Genomic DNA, 20578 nt, shown 5'->3' on the forward strand with positions numbered 1-20578 from the left:
CTAGCTAAACATATCTTTAAGTGCTGATATATTCTGCTTAGAATTTTGCTGACGCGTTTCTGCACACTCTTTTTCTGTGCCTACCCAGTATAGATCCGATTCTGGCAATTCATCAATAAATCTACTTGGAATAGAAATCTGTTTTTCACCAAATTTTTTACGATGCTTTGTCATTGTTATAGTCAAATTTTCTCTAGCTCTAGTGATCGCAACATAAGCTAATCGGCGCTCATCCTCTATGGAATCTTCCTCGATACTTTGCTGATGTGGCAAAATTCCTTCTTCCATTCCCATTATATAAACTTTTTTGAATTCCAAACCTTTGGAAGCATGCATAGTTATGATTTGAACCTGATTATCATTTTTATCCTCATTATCTCTATCTAAGATATCGATCAAAAGCATTTTATTTAAAACTAAAGCAAGTGACTCAAGAGCATTATATGATTCGCCTTCAAGCTGGTTAACAATCCATTTAACAACCTCAATAACATTCGCATATCTAAACTCTGCTTGTTTCTCTGAAGAACTAGAATCTATAAGCCACTGTCGGTATGAAATATTATCAATAAAATTATTAATTATATTTTTTAGCTCTTGAGCAGATATACTTGAATTTATTTCTTGCTGTGTATTCAGTATCAAATCTTTAAAAGATGATAAGTTTTTTTTGGTAAAATCACGTATTTCAAACTCTTCTAAATTATATAAAGTATGGAAAAAGCTACAGTGATGATAACTTGCATACTGTCCTAATTTATGAATAGTAGCACTTCCAACCTCACGTTTGGGAGTATTTACAACACGTAAAAATGCTCTATCATCATCCGGATTAACTATTAACCTTAAATACGAAATGATATCTTTGATTTCTGATTTGGAAAAAAATGAACTTCCGCCGCTAATTGTATAAGGGATTTTGTGCATTTGCATATATCTTTCAAGTAAGTATGCTTGGTAATTACTTCTAATTAGTATGGCGTAATCAGAGTTTTTAGATTTTGTTTTTACCCTATCAAAAAAAATATCACTAGTTATAAATTGTGCCTCATCCTCATCATTTGTAAGACTAATAACTTTAATTTGCTCACCATAATCTTTATTTGACCAAAGTTTTTTGTCAAAAATATGGCTGTTATTTTCAATAAGCTTATTTGCAACATTAAGTATTCTGCCTGTAGAGCGATAATTTTGTTCTAGCTTAATAACTTTTAGGTCTTTGAAATCTTCTTGCAAATGGCGTAAATTTTCGGGTCGAGAACCTCTCCATGCATATATAGACTGATCATCATCTCCTACAACTGTGAATTTATTTTTACCCTGAGTCAAATACTTTAAAAGCTGATATTGCGACTCATTAGTATCTTGATACTCATCAATGAGAATATATCTAAACTTGTCTGACCATAATTTCTGAATATTTGAGTAATTTTTAAATAACTGTATCGGTTGAAATATAAGATCATCAAAGTCAAAAGAGTTATAAGATTTTAGATATTTCTGATATTCTTTATATATAAAAGTTGCTTGCTCTTCAAGATCGTCCTTAGGTTGTATTTCATTAGGTGTTAGTAACGCTGATTTCCAAAATGATATTTTTGATTGAATAAACCCAGCATTTTGTTTAGGTAATTGATATTCCTCGTATGCAATATCGTATATTAACGCAAGTGAGTCTTGACTATCAAAAAGTGTAAAGTTTTTCTTATACCCCAAATCTAAAAAGTGTTTTTTTAAAATTGTTAAACCAAGTGAATGGAACGTTGAAATCATCAACCCCTTTGATTTTTCTTTATCAAGCCGAGATTTAACGCGCTCTTGCATCTCTCTAGCTGCTTTATTCGTAAATGTAACAGCTAAAACACTCTTAGCGGGATACAAAAGTTGTTCTATTAAATAAGAAATTTTTTCAATAATTACACTAGTTTTGCCACTACCCGCTCCAGCTAGTACTAGTAAGGGGGTACTAGTATATTTTACAGCTTGCTGTTGCTGCTGATTAAGATTATTTAGCATTTAGTTATAATTATTTCATTTTCTAGCTGATACTCAACCTCTGTTGCTTCTTTATGAAACACCACCAGCATATAGCATACACTGTCTACATAGACTTTATTTATAACATTTGCTAGAGGTTTACTATCACAAGTCTTCAGGTCCAAAGCTTCAATATCTTTGTCTGCTTTTACAACTGCAAGCTCTTTTTTTAACTTAGCTTTATAATGCATCCTAGCTATTACTTCTTGTCCCATATAGCAACCTTTAGTATAACTAATAACTTTTTCTACGTTATCAAGATCTAACTCTGCTGGAAGAAACTTCTCAATATTATTTTGATTGATGACAGCAAGTTTATTCAAAATATTAGTTTTTTGTATTTGCTCGTATGTAGTATCAGAATTTAGAGCATTCTTAACTAAAATATTATGATTTAAAAATCCTTCTTTAGTAAAAAACAATGCATAATCTTCATTAACTGCAAAACTAATTTTAGAAAACATTCCATACTTTTTTAACCAAGTAAGTAAATTATCAACGATGCCCTGTTCAACTGAAAGCAATAGCTTTTCGCTAGAAATATACTTCACAAAACATAAGGAAATTATTCGTCCTTTTAAGTTGGCAAAAGCAGTCATCAATAAGTTATTATCATTAGATAGTTGGCTTAAATCTGATGTTGCTAAACCTTGAAGAAACCTTATGGTATCTAATCCATTTATTTCTAAAATTTTAAAATTATTATACTGAAAGTTCATTTAAAGACCTAAGCGAATTAAATTATTTAAACTAATAGATTTTAGTATATTTGGATAATGTAAGCAATTATGTTTTGACTATAGGTTAGCACTCGAGCCACCAATACCTCTTGGCTGATTATTTTGAAAACCACCTTTAAACATCATCTGCCTATTTAATGCTCTATCTTCATCACTTATTGATAAATTACTATGAATATTTTTAGGCGCAGGATTAGCTAAATCAGATAAGTTAGGGTTTTCATCATCCGAGTCTTCATTACTCTTTGACTTTTTTTCTTGTTCATTAGCACTTCCCCAACCCTTTTTAGTACTCATATTATGAGATTTACTACTTGATTCGCCGGAAACTCTCATATCTTCTTCTGTGATACCTAATTGATGTTTCTTAGGCATTTGTGAAGCTTGACTATTTCTCTGGTTGATCATCTGACGCTGAGAATGCAATTGTGTGTCACTTCTAGGATTTAAGTATTCTTGATCATCATTAGCAAAAGAAACAAACGGAGCCATAAAAATAGAACTCAATGCCGATACTAATAAAGTTTTTTTCATATTAACCTCTTATTTATAAATGTTTTGTTATTATGTTTTCCAATTCAACGGTGTCTTTTGCAAATTGCCTAATTCCTTCAGCTAATTTTGTAGTTGCCATAGAATTCTCATTCATTTGCCAACGAAAATCAGATTCTGTAACTTGTGGCACTTGGGTACTAACGTCATTAGAACGTTTTAACTTAACTTCTAAGCTTTCAAAACTATTTTCAAGCTCTTCAAGCAATGCTGGTGATATAGTCAAAGCATCACAACCTGCTAATGCTACCACCTGCTTGGCACTTCTAAAGCTTGCTCCCATCACAATGGTTTTAAAACCACAATCTTTATACAATTTGTATATAGCTCTAACAGAATTTATACCATCATCATCAACTACAGCAGGAAAATCATCAAGTCTGCTCTGTTGCATTTGCCAATCTGTGATTCTTCCAACAAATGGTGATACTAAGTAAACTCCAGCCTCAGCGCATGCCTGAGCTTGAACCTGGTCAAAAATAAGTGTTAAATTACAATTAATACCTTCTTTTTGTAATAATTTAGCAGCCTTTATACCTTCCCAGGTAGCTGCTATTTTTATCAAAATTCGATCTTTTGAAACTCCGTAAGACTCATATTTTTTAATTATTTTTCTAGCATAATCAATTGTTTCTGCAGAGTTAAAGGATACTCTTGCATCTACTTCACTAGACACCTTCCCATCAATCACATCCAATATTTTTATTCCAAAAGATACTAATATCTCAATAGCAACTTCTTTAATAAGATCATCTTTTTTGAGCTCAGGATTATTTTGCTTAAATTTATCTATAGTATCTGTAACTAACTTAGAATATTTTGGATCTTTAACAGCTTTTAAAATCAAACTAGGATTTGTAGTAGCATCAACTGGTTTGAATTTTTCAATTAACTCAAAGTCACCTGTATCAGCGACTACCATAGTTACTTCTTTAAGCTGTTCTAATAACGATTTTTGCATAGTTATATAATAAGATTTTTTATAATTCATTAATAAAGTATACAACTTCGAAAATATTAGTAAATAAAGTAAATATTAATTATTTAAAATTTATTTGCTGTATTTCTCTTCCAACATTTTAAACATTGTTCTAACACCCATCATTTCTCCACCTTTTGGCTTACCTGGAGAGTTAGCAACATTCCAAGCCATTATGTCAAAATGAATCCAAGTAGGAGCAATTTCAACACCTACAAAGTGCTCCATAAACAGTGCTGCCTTTACAGCTCCTGCAAAAGTTGACAGCTCACAGTGTGATATATCCGCAAACTCAGTATCAAGATTTTTTCTATAACAATCAGCTAACGGGAGTCTCCAAGTCTGATCTTGCTCGATTTCTCCATAATTGTAAACATCTCTTGCAACATCATCATTATTACAGAAAAATGCTGAAATTTTATCACCCACTGCGACTCTTGCAGCTCCTGTTAGAGTTGAAAAGTCTATTAGATATTCAGGATTTTTAGTAGCCTCTTCATGTAGTGGTTCAGCTAAAATCAATCTTCCTTCAGCATCAGTATTAGTAACTTGAACTGTTGTTCCATTTTTCATCTTAATGATATCACTAGGGCGATATGACTTCGCATCTACAGCGTTTTCAACTGTCGGTATTGATAAAGTCAATCTTACTGGAAGATTATGTTTCATAATCATATAAGCAAGACCTATAGCATTTGCAGCACCACCCATATCTTTATGCATCAGCAACATAAACTGAGCTGCTTTTACATCAAGGCCACCTGTATCAAAAGCCACACCTTTACCAACTATAGAAATTTTAGGATGATTATCATTACCCCAATTTAATTTAACTAATCTTGGAGGTCTATGACTAGCCTTACCAACAGTATAAATTCCCATATACCCTTGTTCTTTAAGCTCTTCACCAACAACTTCTTCAATTGTAGCCCCAAACTCTTTAGCAACATTTTTGATAATATTAGAAATATCTTCAGGACCCATATCTTCAGCAGGAGTCGTAATCATATCTCTAACTATATAATTTGCCTCAACTGTTGTTAAAAGGTGAATATAATTCTCTGGTAAGAATAATTTAACATTAATCGGCTGTGATTTAGATTTATATTTTTCAAACTTATAACTAGCCAATGCAAAGCCAATATAGTAGAGGGATAAATCCCCAACCTCAGAATACTCTATATGATAATTACCTCTAGGTAATTCACTAGTTAGTGCAGCTAAACTGTACATATCTTTTGTAACTATACATACTATTTTCTCGATATTGCCGTTATTATCAGGAATAGCTAGAACTGTTTTTTTGCTTTCAAACAGTTTTACAAAATTTTGAGTTAAACTATCTTGCTTGCAAAGCCAATCTGCGAAATTTGATTTTTTAATTAGGTAAACAGGCTTAGAGTCACTTTCTTGCTGATATAAAAAACACTGTAGTTTAGTTGAAATATACATAATTATAACTCCACATCTTGATTTAGTATTAACCAGTTATTAAAATCCTGAACGGTATTAGAAGTTAAAATACCTGCAGTTTTATACAAGCTCAAAAAGCCCATAATATAATCAAACTCAGTATTATTTAACTGGATAAGAAATTGATAATAATTATTTAAAAGTATAAAGTACTGAGTAATAGTTGTCGTTCCTTGATTATATCTTTCTTTATACTTTTCATAAGCTATTTTTGCAGCTGCAACAGATTTACGCAGAGATTCGATTTCTTTCTTTTTAAGCTGAACAAACCTAAAAGCATACATCGCGTCATTCTGAGCAACCCTTCCTGTTTGGATCATATCAAATTCAGAAGACTGATAATTATATGCAGCCTTTTTAAGTAGAGCATAATCTGTACCACCAGAAAAAATACTCCAAGTAAGATTAATCCCAAAATAAAAAGCATTTACTGTACCTTTTGATGATAGGAATTTATCGAATACGGGGTTACCCAGCGAACTAACATCATTAAAACCTGGAGAGTATTTAACTTCAAAATTAACTTTAGGCATAAATGAGCTTGTCGCAGATTGATAGTTATAGTAATTACTCTCTTTTGTATGTACAGAACCTAAATATGATGGGCTACTTCGCATTGTAAGCTCTTCCCAACCTTCTTCAGTATTAGGTGACGGATCCTTAATCTTAAAGTCATTACTATATAAAACAACATCATCATCATTATTAGTGAACTTACGCAACTCTGCTCGGGCAACTTTTTCTTCTCGTTTAGCTGCTGCATAGCTAGCTTCAGCAATATAGTAGTTTGCTTTTACTGTTTCATAATCAGCGATATCGGCTGTACCCGCTTTAAATTTACTTTCTAATTCATTTAAGCTTTGTTTATTTGATTTTAAGTTATACGAAGTATACTCAACATTTTTTATTGTTTTGGCTAAATTAAAATAAGCATAACTTGTGTCATATAAGAACTGCTGATAATTAGTTCTATAATCCTGTTGAGCAAACTGTGCTGTTTCTTGTGCTGATTGAAGATCCTTATAAGCTCCGTAATCATATAATGGCTGAGTTAATGAAATATTTCCCTGGATAGAATCAAAACGCCCTCCAGCAATATCTCCATCTGCCATAGTTTCTTGATCTATAATGTTTGTCGCTTTAATAGATCCTCCAATATCTATCCTAGGTAATAATCTACCTAGTTGAATCGCTGGATCCATCTGCCTGGAGTTTAACTGAAAGCCAATAAACTTGTATTGTGGTGAATTTTGTATAGATTGTTTTACTGTATCTGTATAATCAGCAATAGTATTAGCTACAGAACTAACACAAAAGCCAAATATTCCAAAAGATATTAATAAGTGTCTATACAGCCTTTTCAAAACCAAACTCTACTGTCTTATATTATTTATGATATATTGTTCTAAGTTACTTAGAGCCTCATCAATGTTAGCAGAGTTGTTCCCTCCACCTTGAGCCATATCTGGACGACCACCGCCTTTACCATCTATATACCCACTAAACTCCTTAGCTATATCTCCAGCCTTGATTAATGATGTAATAGATTTACTCACTCCGATCACAAATTGCACTTTATCAGCATTTATAGTACTCAACACTGAAACTATCTTATCATTTTTAGATTTATAATCATCAATCTTTTCTCTCAAAGTCTTAGTATCTACTTCTTTCAAATTAGCTACTACAACTTTAATGTCACCAATTATAGACTCTTTAATATCATTACTTGTTCCAGATAGTAGGTCTTTTTTAAGCTTTGTGATTTCTTTTTCTTGTTTTTTTAACTGCTCTAACAATGATTGTAGCTTTTCTAATAAGTTAGCATCATTTGATTTGATAGCTTCTTTCACAGCTGTCAACTTATTTTCATAAGTAAATGTATACTTTATAGCCTTATCTGCGGTAATAGCCTCTATTCTTCTAATACCAGATGCAATACCACTTTCTGACACTATTTTGAATAATCCAATATCTCCAGTATATGCAACATGAGTTCCTCCACAAAGCTCAATAGAAAAATCTCCCATTGAAATTACTCTTACTATATTTCCATATTTCTCACCAAACAGAGCCTCTGCTCCTAGTGATTTAGCTTTTTCTTGTGATGTCTCAATAGTAGCCACAGGATAGTTCGCTCTAATTTGCTGATTAACTAAAATTTCAATTTGTTCAATTTCAGCACGAGATATCGCCTTATCATGAGTAAAATCAAACCTTAACTTACCATCGTCAACAAGTGAGCCTTTTTGTTCAGCATGATCACCTAGAACAACTTTTAAAGCCTTATGCAACAGATGTGTCGCACTATGATTAGCAGCAGTTGCAAGCCGTTTCAAATCATTAACTCTTGCAGAAACTTCATCACTAGTGTTTAAAACTCCTTTAGCCAATTTACCGATGTGTAGAACTGCTTCACCAGACTTTTGGACATCATCAACTATAAATTCAACACCTACACCCTCTAATATGCCTTTATCACCAACCTGTCCGCCTGCTTCAGCGTAAAAAGGTGTTTTATCAAGGACAATAACTGCCGAAGATCCATTACTAATAGTATTTACCTGTTGTCCATCTTGGAATATCTCTAGCACTTTAGCATCTTCAAATAACGTTGAATAACCTTTAAACTCTGATTTTACTTGTGAATTAATAGTATTATTATAATCAATATTAAATTTACCAGCCTCTTTTGACCTTTGTTTTTGTTGTTGCATTTGCTTTTTAAATGCTTGTTCATCAACTTTCAAACCTTTTTCCCTTGCCATATCTGCAGTCAAGTCAAAAGGGAAACCATAAGTATCATAGAGCTTAAATGCTATTTCACCAGAAATAATATCTCCTTTTAACCCAGATACTTCTGCATCAAAAATTTTAATACCATTTTCAATTGTTTTTAAAAATAGTTCTTCTTCTTTGATAAGAGTCTTTTCAATAAGCTCTCTCTTATCTATTAGCTGAGGATATGCCTCACCCATTTGATTAATAAGCTCTGCCACTAACTTGTAAAAGAATATATCCTTAGCGCCAAGCTTATTACCATGACGAATTGCTCTACGAATAATTCTTCTTAAAACATATCCTCTACCTTCATTTGATGGTAAAACACCATCTGCAATTAAAAAAGCACATGAACGTATATGATCTGCAACCACTTTTAAGGATGGTGAACTTGTATCACACGCATTAGTAACTTCTTGGGATTTTTTAATTAGCGCCTGAAATAAATCTATATCATAATTACTATGAACATCTTGTAGTACTGCTGCGATTCTCTCTAACCCCATACCAGTATCGACAGATGGTTTAGGTAAATCAGTAGTTGTACCATCAGCATGGCGATTATACTGCATAAACACTATATTCCAGATTTCAATATATCTATCTCCATCTTCTTCAGGTGTACCAGGTAAGCCTCCTGCTACATCTTCACCATGATCATAAAAGATTTCAGTACAAGGACCACACGGACCTGTATCTCCCATAGACCAAAAATTATCATTTGAGTCTATTCGTATGATTCTTTCTTTTGGTAAACCAATATGATTATGCCACACATCAAATGCTTCATCATCTGTAACATATATAGTCACCCATAGTTTTTCCGCAGGTAGTTTAATTTCTTTAGTTAGAAACTCCCAAGCAAAACTAATAGCATCTTTTTTAAAATAATCACCAAAACTAAAATTACCAAGCATCTCAAAAAAAGTATGATGTCTAGCTGTATAGCCAACATTATCTAAATCATTATGTTTACCACCAGCTCTGAGACATTTCTGAACTGTTACAGCTCGAGAAAAATCTCTCTTTTCTAACCCCAAAAATACATCTTTAAATTGCACCATACCTGCATTTGTAAATAACAACGTATCATCCCCAAATGGTATTAAAGATGAGCTTGGCTGGTGTGAGTGATTCTTAGACTCAAAATAGTTGATAAATTTAGTACGTAATTCTTTAGTAGAAATCATAGTTTACCTTCCAGTAGATAGCGCCTACAGATATTTAAATTAAATTCAAAACAGCTAGTATTATAAACTATTTTGGTAAACAAAATAAACTCTACCAATCGCATTTGAATATAATTAAGTATATAATCGTAAATAAGTTGTTATTTTCATGTAAGTTTTAAAATGAAAAAGAAGTTATTTATCTTCACAATAATAGTAGGTCTAATAATAGCTGTTTCAGGTATTACTTATTATTTTCACTATCAGTCTGAGCTAGAGGAAAAAGCTGCTGAAGCAGAAAAAGAAGCTCAAATGCCAAAACCACATGATTACTGCTTGATAACATATTTAGAGTCATCTGATAACGGTAAAACCTGGCACAAAACTAATGTTACCACAGGTAAAAAAGCCATGTTTAAAGCACAGTGTTGGAAGAAATATATTCAAATTCTTGATGGCTTTTCGGCTAGCATTGATAAGAATGGCCAGTGGTGTAACAAGATAGATGACAACAAAATCATAGCTCATCCAGCTATGTATTTCTCAGACCAACCTTTTGAATCTAAAGATGATTTAGCACCGAAAGTTGACACTCCAAATGAATCTTTACAAGATAAATCTAATTAATTCTCTTTTGATAGCTTTTCATAGTATCGTCTGAAGATCTTGTTAGAAGACTTTCTTTCATTATCATTTATATTTTCTAAATGTAATTGGCAGTCTTTCAGATTACCTTCATATAGAAATCTCAAGCTATTTTTACATTTCAAATCCTTTGGGTATGTGTTTTTTTTGATTTCATACCACGATGACAAACGACTAATATCATCAGAGGATACTATAAAGAGGTGTTTTTTAACTCGTGTAATTGCCACATAGAACAATCTTCGTTCTTCTTCAATTGTCTCATCACTAATTTTAGAGTTCTTTTCTCCAAAAAAACCTCCTTCTGTAGCATCATGAACAACAACATAATCCCATTCCAGACCTTTTGCTCTATGCATTGACATGATCTGAATTTGATTTGGATCATTTTCACCTTGTTGATCTGATTTTATATATAGCTGATATAAAAGCTCTATAAACTCTGATAGCGAACTCTTCTTACCCTTAGCAAAACTACTCATTCCGTCTATAATCTGTAGTTTAGATTTACTTGAATGTGTTTCACCAGAGACTTTAGAAATTTGTTTTTCAAGATCTAGAGTTTCTAATATAAAATTTATAGCTCTCTCAGACTTTTTAATCCGAGTATTATTAAAAATAGCTCTCCAACTAGCTGATACTGCTAATATATTTTTCTCTTTAAATGGTTTATCAACTGTTTTGGTGAGTTCTGAAATTATATTCATGCTAGCTGAAATATCTTGTGCTATTTTATTTGCTAAATTTTGTTTAGCATCTTTTTTGAGATATAGTGATGGATAGTCAAGCATAGATTTAATAAAATCGACTCTTTGCTCAACACTATGCTTTGCAAATCCTTTAGCTTTGTTAAATAACATCAAATAACCATATATGGCTTTAAATAGGTTTTCACTAAAAATATTTTTATCCGCAATGACATTGTAAGCTAGATCATGATAAAGACAACTTAATTCAAACACTGTTGTTGAGTTATATTTACGCACAAGAATTGCTATATCGCTAGCTTTAACACCACTATCAATCAATGCTTTAAGTTTAAGAACAACTTTATCACTACTATCAAGAATACTAATATCAGTTGTTTTATCTAGTTTTGGATATGTTATACATAAATTATCATGACGTTTTCTATTATTAGTTATAATATTATTTGCCATCAAAGATACTAAGTCCCCATATCTAAACGTATATGAAAGACTATACTGCTTTACATCCTTAAAATCTTTTTTGAAACCCTCTAACATATAATACGGAGTAGAGCCTCGCCACTGATATATAGTCTGATCAACATCTCCTACAGCCATAATATAGGTATTCTGCCCAACCAAACACTTTAAAAAAAACTGTTGAGCCTGATTAATATCCTGATACTCATCTATAATTATGTGAGAGTATAAACTACTAGCCTGAGTAACACTATTTTTATCTTTTTCAAACAGCTTAGCTGGAAGATATATCATATCATCATAAGTTATGGCTTGCTGAATCTCACACTCCTTAAGAAATACTGAGAACACCTTATCTAAAAGTTTCTTCTCTTTAGCATTAAGATCATTGATTTTCTTATTACTGAGAGATAAATCTGATTTCAATAATGAAATATACTCTTTAAATACCTCTACTCTCTCACTATCAACTTCTTTAGTTATTTTAAACTCTTTTTGGTGCAGTTTAAGTAACTTTAGAATTATTGTATCAACCTCATATTCTTTGAGGATTTTATTTACTTTGACATACCCTGCTTTTGCGAAAGCTTGTAAAAAACTATTTCCCAAAGAATGCATTGTTCTGACATTAATTAATCTTGCAATATCAGCTTTAATGACTTTTCTAAGTCTCTCTGCAAAATCAAGTTGAGCTGATTTGTTATACATTAGAACCAATATCCTATTAGGTGGAACATTATTACTAATCAGATACTCAATCCTGGCTATTAAGGTTTGAGTCTTTCCACTGCCTGCGACTGCAGAGACTAAGGCATGCTTATTCAAATCATGGGTAATGATTTTTTGTTGTTCAGCTGTATATTTCATTTATGAGTTTAGTCTTACTTACTTTCTGATGAGTCTTTAGCAAATAATCGTGTAACAAGATACATTATGGTTAAACTAGCTTCTTTAATAATAGTGACAACTATTTGAGCTACTTTTAGAATACTTACTCCTAAATATTTAAAGTAATTGATTATATTTACTTTTGCTTTGTTATCTTTAATAAACTTAAAAGGTGTAAATACAAACAGAGTAATTCCTATCATTACAATATATGAAAATATTGTTCCTAACTTTTGCTCATACCATTGAGCAAATCTATAGAATAAAACCAAAACTATTACAGTCAAAATTACTAAAAGTATGAATAGAAATAAATTCTTTTTCTTCATCTTTGATCCTCTGAAACTATTTGTTTATATAATGATATCATTATTTAAACTAACTTATGGTATAATCTTAGGCTAAATTTATAAACAATAATTAAATCAAATTCATGACTACTGATCAAAGACTACAGATTATTCTAGATGCTCTAGATGATTTAAAAGGCCAAAACATTCAAGCAATTGATGTAGAGCACCTTACTGACATGATGGATAAAGTAGTGATCGCTACAGCATCATCAACGACTCACGCCAAATCACTTGCAAGAAATCTAGAACAAGAGCTTAAAAACAATAAAGTATCAATACTAGGTGTTGAAGGCGACAATAAATCAGACTGGGTTTTGGTCGATATTGGCGATATTGTTGTACATGTAATGCTTGAAGGAACTAGAGAATTATATGCACTAGAAAAGCTTTGGGATATTCAACGTAAAGAAGACTAATAATGAAGCTAAAGCTTTCTCTAGAGCAGTGGCAACAAGTACAAAAATTTGCTACTACAAATCTTGGTTTATCATCCATTTCTGAATCTGATTGCGACTTATCTGAATATATTCCTCATTATAATAAATGGATAGAAAACAACTATCAGGCTGATCTTGAATATATGACCAAACATGGTTCAAAAAGATTTGTACCAGATGAACTAGTCCCTGGAACTAATAGTGTAATTGTTGCTACATTAAACTACCTCAATAGACCCGTAGCTATTAAAAATGAAGTCAAAAGACTAAGATCGCAAACTAACATTGCAGAAATCTCGATATATGCTCATGGTAGAGATTATCATAAAGTAATGAAAAAAAAACTTCAAAAACTCGGAGAATATATAGACGATCTTACAGGTGGCCATCAATTTAGAGTTTTTACAGATAGTGCCCCAGTCTTAGAACGCCCACTAGCCGAAAAAGCAGGTTTGGGCTGGCAAGGCAAGAGTTCTATGCTCATGAATAAGTTACAAGGTTCATTTTTTTTCATCGGTGTTATTTATAGTAATCTTGATCTGTCAGACTTACCTAACTTACCAAAGCATCAAGATTCTTGTGGCAAATGCCAAGCATGTATCAAATTATGTCCAACTGGAGCAATTCAGCATGGTAAAATGATTGATTCACGAAAGTGTATCTCATATCTAACAATAGAAAACAAAGGGCCTATACCTCTAGAGCTTCGAGATAAAATTGGCACAAGAATATACGGTTGCGATGACTGCCAATTAGTCTGCCCTTTTAACAACAATGCTCCAGTAACTACAGAAAAAGACTTCCAACAGCGAGATTTTTTAATAAACAAGCCACTTCTTGAACTATTCTCATGGTCTAAAAAAGATTTTGATAAATATACACAAGGTTCGGCAATTAGAAGAATTGGTTATGATGCTTGGATAAGGAATATAGCAGTTGGTATTGGAAATTCACCATATAAGCAAGAAAATATACTATCATTAGAAAATAAGAAAAATGAATTTATAGACAATAAAATCATTTTAGAACATATTGAGTGGGCATTAAATAAACAAATTAAGCTAAGTAAAATAGATAAAAGATTGTGATTTACAACCGGTTTGTTAGAATAACTTAGGATAGACATTTCCAAAACTACAGGAGAAACTAAATAATGAAATTAACTAAAACTCTACTTATAGCACCATTAGTTGCTGGTTCACTTATTGGTGGCGCTTTTGCAGCTGCAGATAATCAGGATGATCTTAGCTACTCAGTTGGCTACACTATGGGCCAAGCATTGAAAACTCAAATGGACCAAAACAATATTACTACTGACAATCAAGAAGTTGTTAGTGGTCTAAAAGATGGTATTTCTGGAGGTAAATCTAAGCTTACTCCAGATCAAATGCAAAATGCAATATTGCAATTCCAACAACAAGCCGTTGCTGCTCAGAAGAAATAATTAAGGGAGTTAATTATAATGACTAAAAAGAAACTATTAAAAGCTTTAGCTGTAGCTGCAATAGCAACAAGCTTAGTTGCATGTTCTGATAGCTCAAGTAAAGATAAGTCTACTACTGATGCTATTACAAACTCTGGATCTTCAGTTGCTACTCCGACTGCTGACGTTGCAACACAGAATACAGACACTATTACTAAAAATGCTAGTTATACTATCGGATATGGTATGGGTGCTACTGTAGAAGCTGATAAAAATGTAAAATCATACAACCTTAACGATGACAAAATTGTTGAGGGCTTCTCTGATGCTCTAAATGCGAAAAAACCTGCTATCTCTCCTGAAGAAATAGCAAAAAATATGGAAACTCTACGTAACAAAGTACAGCAAAAAATGAGTGAAGAAAGAGTTTCTAGCTTCTTAAAGGTTAGAGATAGTATTTATGGATCTGATCTTACACCGAAATCTGATGTTAAAAATCCGAAAGTGGTTGTATATGAATTCTTTGACTATCAGTGTATGTATTGTTCGAAACTTGCTCCACAAATAGAAAAAATAATGCAAGATAATAGCAATGTACAAATCGTTTTTGCAGAATTCCCAATATTTGGTGAAAGAGCTCCAGCTTCTGAATACGCTGCCGAAGTAGGTACTGCAATATATAAACTGTATGGTGCTGATGCTTATGTGAAATACCATAACGGTATCTTCGCTACAGGTGAGGATGAAGGTAAACTCAAAAACTCTACTGTAGACAAAGTAGCTACTCAGTCAGGTGCTGATCTTGCTAAAGTCAAAAAAGCAATCAAAGATGATAAAATTTCAGATCATCTAAAAGATACTTTGAAATTAGGTTTTGAGGATCTTGGTATTCAAGGAACTCCATTCTTAGTAATCGCTCCAGCAACTAATGCTAATGCTGATAATACAACTGTGATAGGTGGCTACACAGGTGCTAGCGATATTCAATCAGCAATTGACAAAGCAAAATCAACAACTACTAATGGAACGGTCACGGATAATACATCGGCTCCTAGCACGACTACAACTAGTAGTGATACAAATACTGCTCAACCAAGCCTAACTGAAGCTCCTGTTACAGATTCAGGCAGTTCTGTTGCAGCTAATCAACCTAGCAGTTCAGATGATAACGTTGAAGCTTAATTAGTATCTATAACTTACTCTAATCATTTCTTTATTATTCATGGCACTTAATTACTAAATATTGCCTAATTTATCTGATAAGATATATCATCAAAATTAGTAAAAATAATTCTTATGTTAAAAATTAGAAAAGGTAGTAAGTATCTTGTTTTCTTTGTCGTAATCTTTGTGGCTCTACCGCCCTTTGCCATAGATGCTTATATCCCAGCTTTTGGTAATATAGGTAACTTCTTTAATGTTGATGTAAATAAACTTGCTATTACCATCTCTACATACTTTATAGGTTTTGGCGTAGGTATGTTTTTCTGGGGCGCGTTATCAGATAGCTTTGGTCGTAAGAAGATACTTATTATCGGTATGATTATCTATATTGCAAGTACTATCTTATGCTCATTTACACATAGTTTTGATACTTTGATATTCATGAGATTTTTACAAGGTCTTGGAGATTCTCCAGCATCTGTTGCAGCTATGGCAATATTAAAAGACTGTTATAGAGGTCAAAAACTAGTCAAAACTGTAGCAACAATGGTAATGATATTTATGATTGCTCCAATAGTTGCTCCTATAATAGGTAGTATTATCATTTATACAACTGGAAGATGGCAAGATATCTTCCACTTCCTAACTATCTATGGTGTTGTTTTATTAGTTATAACATTGATTATGCCAGAAACACTCCCTACACATAAGCGCTCTAAGAGTTTAGCTAGAAGTTTTAAAGTATATATCATTCACATGGCTAACTTACCATTTGTTGTCGGAGCTCTGACAGGAGCTTTATGTTTTGGCGCATTGTTTAGCTTTATTAGCACATCATCAAATTTGATAATTGAATATTATCACCTTGGCTACACTCAATATTGCATATTATTTGCATTAAATATGTTTGGCATAATATTTGCAGGCAGCTTTATCAAGAGAAAACAGACAGTACATAATCAAAAAGATCTTATTGTAACTGGATATTATTTAGCCATAGCAGTAATATCGCTTAACATATTAAACTCATACTTATTTAATAATATCTATATATTTATTATATTAAATGCTTTAGCAACAGGATGCTTTGCTTTAGTAAATATTATTACTACATCAAAAGCTCTTGATATTCTTAAAGAAGGTTATGCTGCCGGCAATGCGATAATTAGACTAGTAAAATTTATGGTTGCTGCCTTAGCAGGTTTTTTCTTAAGCTTTATATCAATATCAAAACTAATGGTTGGTATCCCAGCTCAACAACTCGCATTTATTGTAATTTCAATTATTATCTTTATGAGCATTAAGAGCAGACTTTTTCCAGAAGAAAAATCTTTTATTTAAAATATTTTTTTGCGTGCATGACAGTATGGAAGAGAACCTTGCTTCATATAATAGTCTAGATGATATTCTTCAGCTACATAATATGGCTTAGCTTCTCTAACATCTGTAACAACCTTATATCCTTTATCAATAAGCTCAGACTTTATGCTTTCAGCTATCTTTTTCTGCTCTTCATTATAATAAAATATTGCTGATTTATATTGCTCCCCAATATCTGGACCTTGACCATCAGCTTGCTCAAAATCATGTATTTCAAAAAAATATTTTAGAACTTCTTCTAGTGATATTTTTTCTTTCTCAAAAATTATTCTGACAACTTCTAAATATCCAGTATTTCCTGCACAAACTTTTTTATAATCTGGGTTTGGCTGGTCTCCACCACAATACCCTGATTCAGCAAATACAACTCCTTTGAGTTTTTTCATGTAATATTCCACACCCCAAAAACAGCCTGCTGCTACGATAATCTCTTCAGTTTCACCTAAATTTTCTGCTGCAACAAAATCTACAGATGCTGAGTTGACACAGTAACGCGTATTTAGTTTAGTATATCCTTCTCCATGAAATATATGTCCCAGGTGGCCATCACATTTATTACACAGAATTTCTGTCCTTCTGCCATCAGCATCTGGTAACTCTTTTACATTGTTATCAATATGTATATCATAACTAGGCCACCCACATGTTGAAATAAATTTACTATCAGCCTTGAATAATGGTGTACCACAATTACGACAGATGTACGTACCTGCTTGATCTAAATCATTGTATCTTCCTGTGAAAGGATGCTCCGTAGCTTTATTAATTATAATTTCATATTGTTCTGGTGTTAAACTTTTAGTTTTTAACATTATAAGACCTCTAGCTATTAAATATTGTTAATAATTATCATATAAACTCAAAAAAATGTATATTCTAATCTACAATATTTATATGATATTAAAAGCTATTTTTCAGCACGATTAAGGAGAAAGCAAATTGACTTGTAATATAAAAGGTAAAGACTATATCTCTTTAACTTTCTTTATAATAGTTATTTTAGGAATAGGCATGTGTGTCGGCGCCCTAACATCAACAAACATTCCAACATGGTTTGTAAAACTTGAACATCCTTTTTTTGCACCACCTAACTGGTTATTTGCCCCAGTTTGGACAGTTTTATATATTATGATTGCAGTATCTGGATGGATAGTATTCAAACAAAAGGCTCTAAGAGAAAAAAATTTTATTATTTACGCAATTCAGTTAGGCTTAAACTTTTTGTGGAGCTTCATATTTTTTTGCTGGCAAAACATTGATTTAGCTCTTATTGAGATGTCTATCTTATGGGTGCTTATAGCATGGAACCTAAAGGTATTTCTAGATATAAACAAAATTGCTGGGTACTTGCTTATACCATATCTTTTATGGGTAGGTTTTGCGTGGATACTTAATCTCAACTACGCAATGCTTAATTAAGAATATCTTTATCAGCAACAGCTAAATGTAAGTAATGCAAATGTTTATCATATTGATTGACTATATCTGCAATAACCTGATCTTTTGAATATCCCATAATATCATAGTACTGTCCACCATGACTCAAAAGCACCTCGACCCTATTATAATTGTCCAACTTCGACTGATATGCTCTTAACATAACACTATATATAAAGTCTTCATTACCCTCTATTGAAATTGTTAATTGTATATGATCATGGTCTCTAATCACTTCTGTATTAATACCATTTTTTTCCATTTCATCTGCAACTTCGATTATAGCTGTTGTGACATCTTTTTGTAAAAACTCTATGGCCTGATCTTTCGATGGCTTATGAGCAATTGCTTCTAATCTTTTTTGCCAAGATGTGTTTGCTTTTGCAAATTGAACAACAGTTGAATGTGTCTCAATACTTTTAAGCCTCAAATAATCCAACCTTAAAGATTTAATTAAAGAAATACACATTAAGAGTAAGATAAATAATAGCGGAAACGCACTAATTATAGTTGCAGACTGAAGAGCCTGTAATCCACCTGCTAATATTAAGGATATTGCAAGCAAGCCGCTAAGTACTGACCAAGCAATACGCTGTAATGTTATTGATTGTTTGGCATTACCTGTGGCTAAGATATCTATAACTAAGGCTCCACTATCTGCAGATGTGACAAAGAATGTTACAATCAAAAATACTGCTAATATTGATAATACTGTAGAAAATGGAAAATGTTGTAAAAATTCAAATAATGCTACGGGTATATTATTATTCGCGGCATCTATCAAAGCTTCACCGTTACCATTCATAGCTATTTCAATAGCAGAATTTCCAAAAACAGTCATCCACAAAAATGTAAAACCAACGGGTATAAATAGTACGCCAATAGTAAACTGACGAACTGTTCTTCCTTTGGATACTTTAGCAATAAACATCCCAACAAATGGAGACCAAGCTATCCACCATCCCCAATAAAATAGAGTCCAGTTTTGTAACCATTCTTGATTCTCTCGATTATATGCGTAGAGATTGAAGGTCTGATTCACTATAGTACTCAAATAGTAGCCAATATTTTGGATATAATCACGTACCAACCCTGCTGTATTACCTAGCAATAATACAAAAACTAACAGTACTACTGCTAATACAATATTAAAGTTACTTAATGCTTTAATACCTTTATCAAGTCCTAATGCAACAGATATAGTCGCTAATGCTACAATAAATACAATATATATAACTTGCATATTTATGGTATCAGGTAAACCTGTCAAAAAACTCATTCCTGCACTTACTTGCATTGCACCAAAACCAAGAGATGTAGCAACACCAAATAAGGTTCCTAAAACAGCAAATACATCTATTGCGTGACCTATAGGACCATATATATGTTTACCTAAAATTGGATAAAGTACTGAACGAGGTAATAATGGTAAATCATGTCTATAAGCGAAATAAGCTAGCGATAAACCAACAATAGCATATACAGACCAGGCTTCTACTCCCCAGTGAAAGAATGTCGTATTCATAGCTTCTTTAACGACTTCTAATTGGTCTGAGGATATATTAGGTGGCGCTAAAAAATGCTTCAAAGGCTCTGCAACTCCATAAAACATCAAACCAATTCCCATACCTGCTGCAAATAGCATAGCAAACCATGAAACATTTGAATACTCTGGTAAATCATGATCTTGACCGAGTTTGATATCTCCAAATCGACTGAACATTAATATCAAACACAAACACAAAAATATACTCATTGCCAATATGTATGTCCAACCAAATTTCTCCAAAATTAAATTTTGTAAATTTTGAATATGACTGACAAACTCATTTGGATAAAAAATCCCTGATAAAGAAAGAATGATAGCTAAAATAATTGCAGGATAAAAAACTGGTGCATAGGCACCTTTTTCTCGTTGCATAATAATTCCCAATATTGAATAAAATTTATA

Annotated in this window: 18 protein-coding genes; 7 read left to right on the forward strand and 11 right to left on the reverse strand. The window is 32.4% G+C overall.

Annotated features, from left to right (window positions below; genetic code table 11):
* The 7 genes from F7308_RS07215 to alaS all read right to left on the reverse strand — a co-directional run bounded on the left by F7308_RS07215 (window position 1) and on the right by alaS (window position 9752).
* Window positions 1-2016 carry a UvrD-helicase domain-containing protein gene (locus F7308_RS07215; RefSeq protein ID WP_013923203.1) on the reverse strand — a complete coding sequence of 672 codons (2016 nt, stop codon included), beginning with the start codon at window positions 2014-2016 and terminating at the stop codon, window positions 1-3.
* The gene (gene ygfZ, locus F7308_RS07220; protein WP_013923204.1) at window positions 2010-2756 is read right to left on the reverse strand and encodes a CAF17-like 4Fe-4S cluster assembly/insertion protein YgfZ; all 747 of its coding nucleotides are present in this window, start codon (window positions 2754-2756) and stop codon (window positions 2010-2012) included. The genes F7308_RS07215 and ygfZ overlap by 7 nt, the downstream gene beginning before the upstream one ends.
* A gap of 78 nt (window positions 2757-2834) precedes the next feature.
* The gene (locus F7308_RS07225; RefSeq protein ID WP_013923205.1) at window positions 2835-3311 is read right to left on the reverse strand and encodes a hypothetical protein; all 477 of its coding nucleotides are present in this window, start codon (window positions 3309-3311) and stop codon (window positions 2835-2837) included.
* 13 nt (window positions 3312-3324) lie between these two features.
* Entirely contained in the window at window positions 3325-4290 is a 966-nt protein-coding gene (tal, locus tag F7308_RS07230; RefSeq protein ID WP_041263961.1) for a transaldolase, read from the reverse strand.
* A gap of 90 nt (window positions 4291-4380) precedes the next feature.
* Window positions 4381-5760 (reverse strand): M17 family metallopeptidase, encoded by a 1380-nt coding sequence (locus tag F7308_RS07235; protein WP_013923207.1) that lies wholly within the window; start codon window positions 5758-5760, stop codon window positions 4381-4383.
* 2 nt (window positions 5761-5762) lie between these two features.
* Window positions 5763-7145 carry a TolC family protein gene (locus F7308_RS07240; protein WP_013923208.1) on the reverse strand — a complete coding sequence of 461 codons (1383 nt, stop codon included), beginning with the start codon at window positions 7143-7145 and terminating at the stop codon, window positions 5763-5765.
* A gap of 9 nt (window positions 7146-7154) precedes the next feature.
* On the reverse strand, window positions 7155-9752 hold the full coding sequence (gene alaS / locus F7308_RS07245; RefSeq protein WP_013923209.1) for an alanine--tRNA ligase: 2598 nt from the start codon (window positions 9750-9752) through the stop codon (window positions 7155-7157).
* A 162-nt stretch (window positions 9753-9914) separates the two neighbouring features.
* On the opposite strand from alaS, the gene F7308_RS07250 reads away from it, so the two are divergent.
* Window positions 9915-10358 (forward strand): hypothetical protein, encoded by a 444-nt coding sequence (locus F7308_RS07250; RefSeq protein ID WP_013923210.1) that lies wholly within the window; start codon window positions 9915-9917, stop codon window positions 10356-10358.
* Here F7308_RS07250 and F7308_RS07255 read toward each other — a convergent pair.
* Window positions 10355-12412: an ATP-dependent helicase gene (locus tag F7308_RS07255; protein WP_013923211.1), complete on the reverse strand. Its 2058-nt coding sequence runs from the start codon at window positions 12410-12412 to the stop codon at window positions 10355-10357. The two genes, F7308_RS07250 and F7308_RS07255, sit on opposite strands and share 4 nt — an antisense overlap.
* 14 nt (window positions 12413-12426) lie before the next feature.
* Window positions 12427-12762 (reverse strand): hypothetical protein, encoded by a 336-nt coding sequence (locus tag F7308_RS07260; protein ID WP_013923212.1) that lies wholly within the window; start codon window positions 12760-12762, stop codon window positions 12427-12429.
* A 104-nt stretch (window positions 12763-12866) separates the two neighbouring features.
* On the opposite strand from F7308_RS07260, the gene rsfS reads away from it, so the two are divergent.
* From rsfS to F7308_RS07285, 5 genes are all read left to right on the forward strand, one after another.
* Window positions 12867-13202, forward strand: a complete 336-nt coding sequence (rsfS, locus tag F7308_RS07265; protein ID WP_013923213.1) for a ribosome silencing factor — start codon at window positions 12867-12869, stop codon at window positions 13200-13202.
* A gap of 2 nt (window positions 13203-13204) precedes the next feature.
* Complete coding sequence (gene queG, locus F7308_RS07270) at window positions 13205-14311, forward strand: tRNA epoxyqueuosine(34) reductase QueG (protein WP_013923214.1); 1107 nt, start codon at window positions 13205-13207, stop codon at window positions 14309-14311.
* A gap of 65 nt (window positions 14312-14376) precedes the next feature.
* A complete protein-coding gene (locus tag F7308_RS07275; protein WP_013923215.1) occupies window positions 14377-14667 on the forward strand; it encodes an FKBP-type peptidyl-prolyl cis-trans isomerase N-terminal domain-containing protein in 291 nt (96 codons plus the stop codon).
* Between the two features lie 18 nt (window positions 14668-14685).
* Window positions 14686-15828 (forward strand): DsbA family protein, encoded by a 1143-nt coding sequence (locus F7308_RS07280; RefSeq protein WP_013923216.1) that lies wholly within the window; start codon window positions 14686-14688, stop codon window positions 15826-15828.
* A gap of 114 nt (window positions 15829-15942) precedes the next feature.
* On the forward strand, window positions 15943-17151 hold the full coding sequence (locus F7308_RS07285) for a multidrug effflux MFS transporter (protein WP_013923217.1): 1209 nt from the start codon (window positions 15943-15945) through the stop codon (window positions 17149-17151).
* On the opposite strand, the gene F7308_RS07290 is transcribed toward F7308_RS07285, so the two are convergent.
* Window positions 17148-18002 carry a bifunctional methionine sulfoxide reductase B/A protein gene (locus F7308_RS07290; RefSeq protein ID WP_013923218.1) on the reverse strand — a complete coding sequence of 285 codons (855 nt, stop codon included), beginning with the start codon at window positions 18000-18002 and terminating at the stop codon, window positions 17148-17150. The genes F7308_RS07285 and F7308_RS07290 overlap by 4 nt on opposite strands.
* 127 nt (window positions 18003-18129) lie before the next feature.
* Between F7308_RS07290 and F7308_RS07295 the strand changes: the two genes are divergently transcribed.
* A complete protein-coding gene (locus F7308_RS07295; protein ID WP_013923219.1) occupies window positions 18130-18609 on the forward strand; it encodes a TspO/MBR family protein in 480 nt (159 codons plus the stop codon).
* On the opposite strand, the gene F7308_RS07300 is transcribed toward F7308_RS07295, so the two are convergent.
* Window positions 18602-20548, reverse strand: a complete 1947-nt coding sequence (locus F7308_RS07300; protein ID WP_013923220.1) for a BCCT family transporter — start codon at window positions 20546-20548, stop codon at window positions 18602-18604. The two genes, F7308_RS07295 and F7308_RS07300, sit on opposite strands and share 8 nt — an antisense overlap.
* Between the last annotated feature and the right edge of the window lie 30 nt (window positions 20549-20578).

The sequence above is a fragment of the Francisella salina genome, from assembly GCF_000219045.1.
Classification (GTDB): Bacteria; Pseudomonadota; Gammaproteobacteria; order Francisellales; family Francisellaceae; genus Francisella; species Francisella salimarina.

Bases quoted from the DNA above. Each gene is read 5' to 3' on its own strand.
- F7308_RS07215 (WP_013923203.1), bottom strand. From the start codon at position 2,016: ATGCTAAATAATCTTAATCAGCAGCAACAGCAAGCTGTAAAATATACT.
- ygfZ (WP_013923204.1), bottom strand. From the start codon at position 2,756: ATGAACTTTCAGTATAATAATTTTAAAATTTTAGAAATAAATGGATTA.
- F7308_RS07225 (WP_013923205.1), bottom strand. From the start codon at position 3,311: ATGAAAAAAACTTTATTAGTATCGGCATTGAGTTCTATTTTTATGGCT.
- tal (WP_041263961.1), bottom strand. From the start codon at position 4,290: ATGCAAAAATCGTTATTAGAACAGCTTAAAGAAGTAACTATGGTAGTC.
- F7308_RS07235 (WP_013923207.1), bottom strand. From the start codon at position 5,760: ATGTATATTTCAACTAAACTACAGTGTTTTTTATATCAGCAAGAAAGT.
- alaS (WP_013923209.1), bottom strand. From the start codon at position 9,752: ATGATTTCTACTAAAGAATTACGTACTAAATTTATCAACTATTTTGAG.
- F7308_RS07250 (WP_013923210.1), top strand. From the start codon at position 9,915: ATGAAAAAGAAGTTATTTATCTTCACAATAATAGTAGGTCTAATAATA.
- F7308_RS07255 (WP_013923211.1), bottom strand. From the start codon at position 12,412: ATGAAATATACAGCTGAACAACAAAAAATCATTACCCATGATTTGAAT.
- F7308_RS07260 (WP_013923212.1), bottom strand. From the start codon at position 12,762: ATGAAGAAAAAGAATTTATTTCTATTCATACTTTTAGTAATTTTGACT.
- rsfS (WP_013923213.1), top strand. From the start codon at position 12,867: ATGACTACTGATCAAAGACTACAGATTATTCTAGATGCTCTAGATGAT.
- queG (WP_013923214.1), top strand. From the start codon at position 13,205: ATGAAGCTAAAGCTTTCTCTAGAGCAGTGGCAACAAGTACAAAAATTT.
- F7308_RS07275 (WP_013923215.1), top strand. From the start codon at position 14,377: ATGAAATTAACTAAAACTCTACTTATAGCACCATTAGTTGCTGGTTCA.
- F7308_RS07280 (WP_013923216.1), top strand. From the start codon at position 14,686: ATGACTAAAAAGAAACTATTAAAAGCTTTAGCTGTAGCTGCAATAGCA.
- F7308_RS07285 (WP_013923217.1), top strand. From the start codon at position 15,943: ATGTTAAAAATTAGAAAAGGTAGTAAGTATCTTGTTTTCTTTGTCGTA.
- F7308_RS07290 (WP_013923218.1), bottom strand. From the start codon at position 18,002: ATGTTAAAAACTAAAAGTTTAACACCAGAACAATATGAAATTATAATT.
- F7308_RS07300 (WP_013923220.1), bottom strand. From the start codon at position 20,548: ATGCAACGAGAAAAAGGTGCCTATGCACCAGTTTTTTATCCTGCAATT.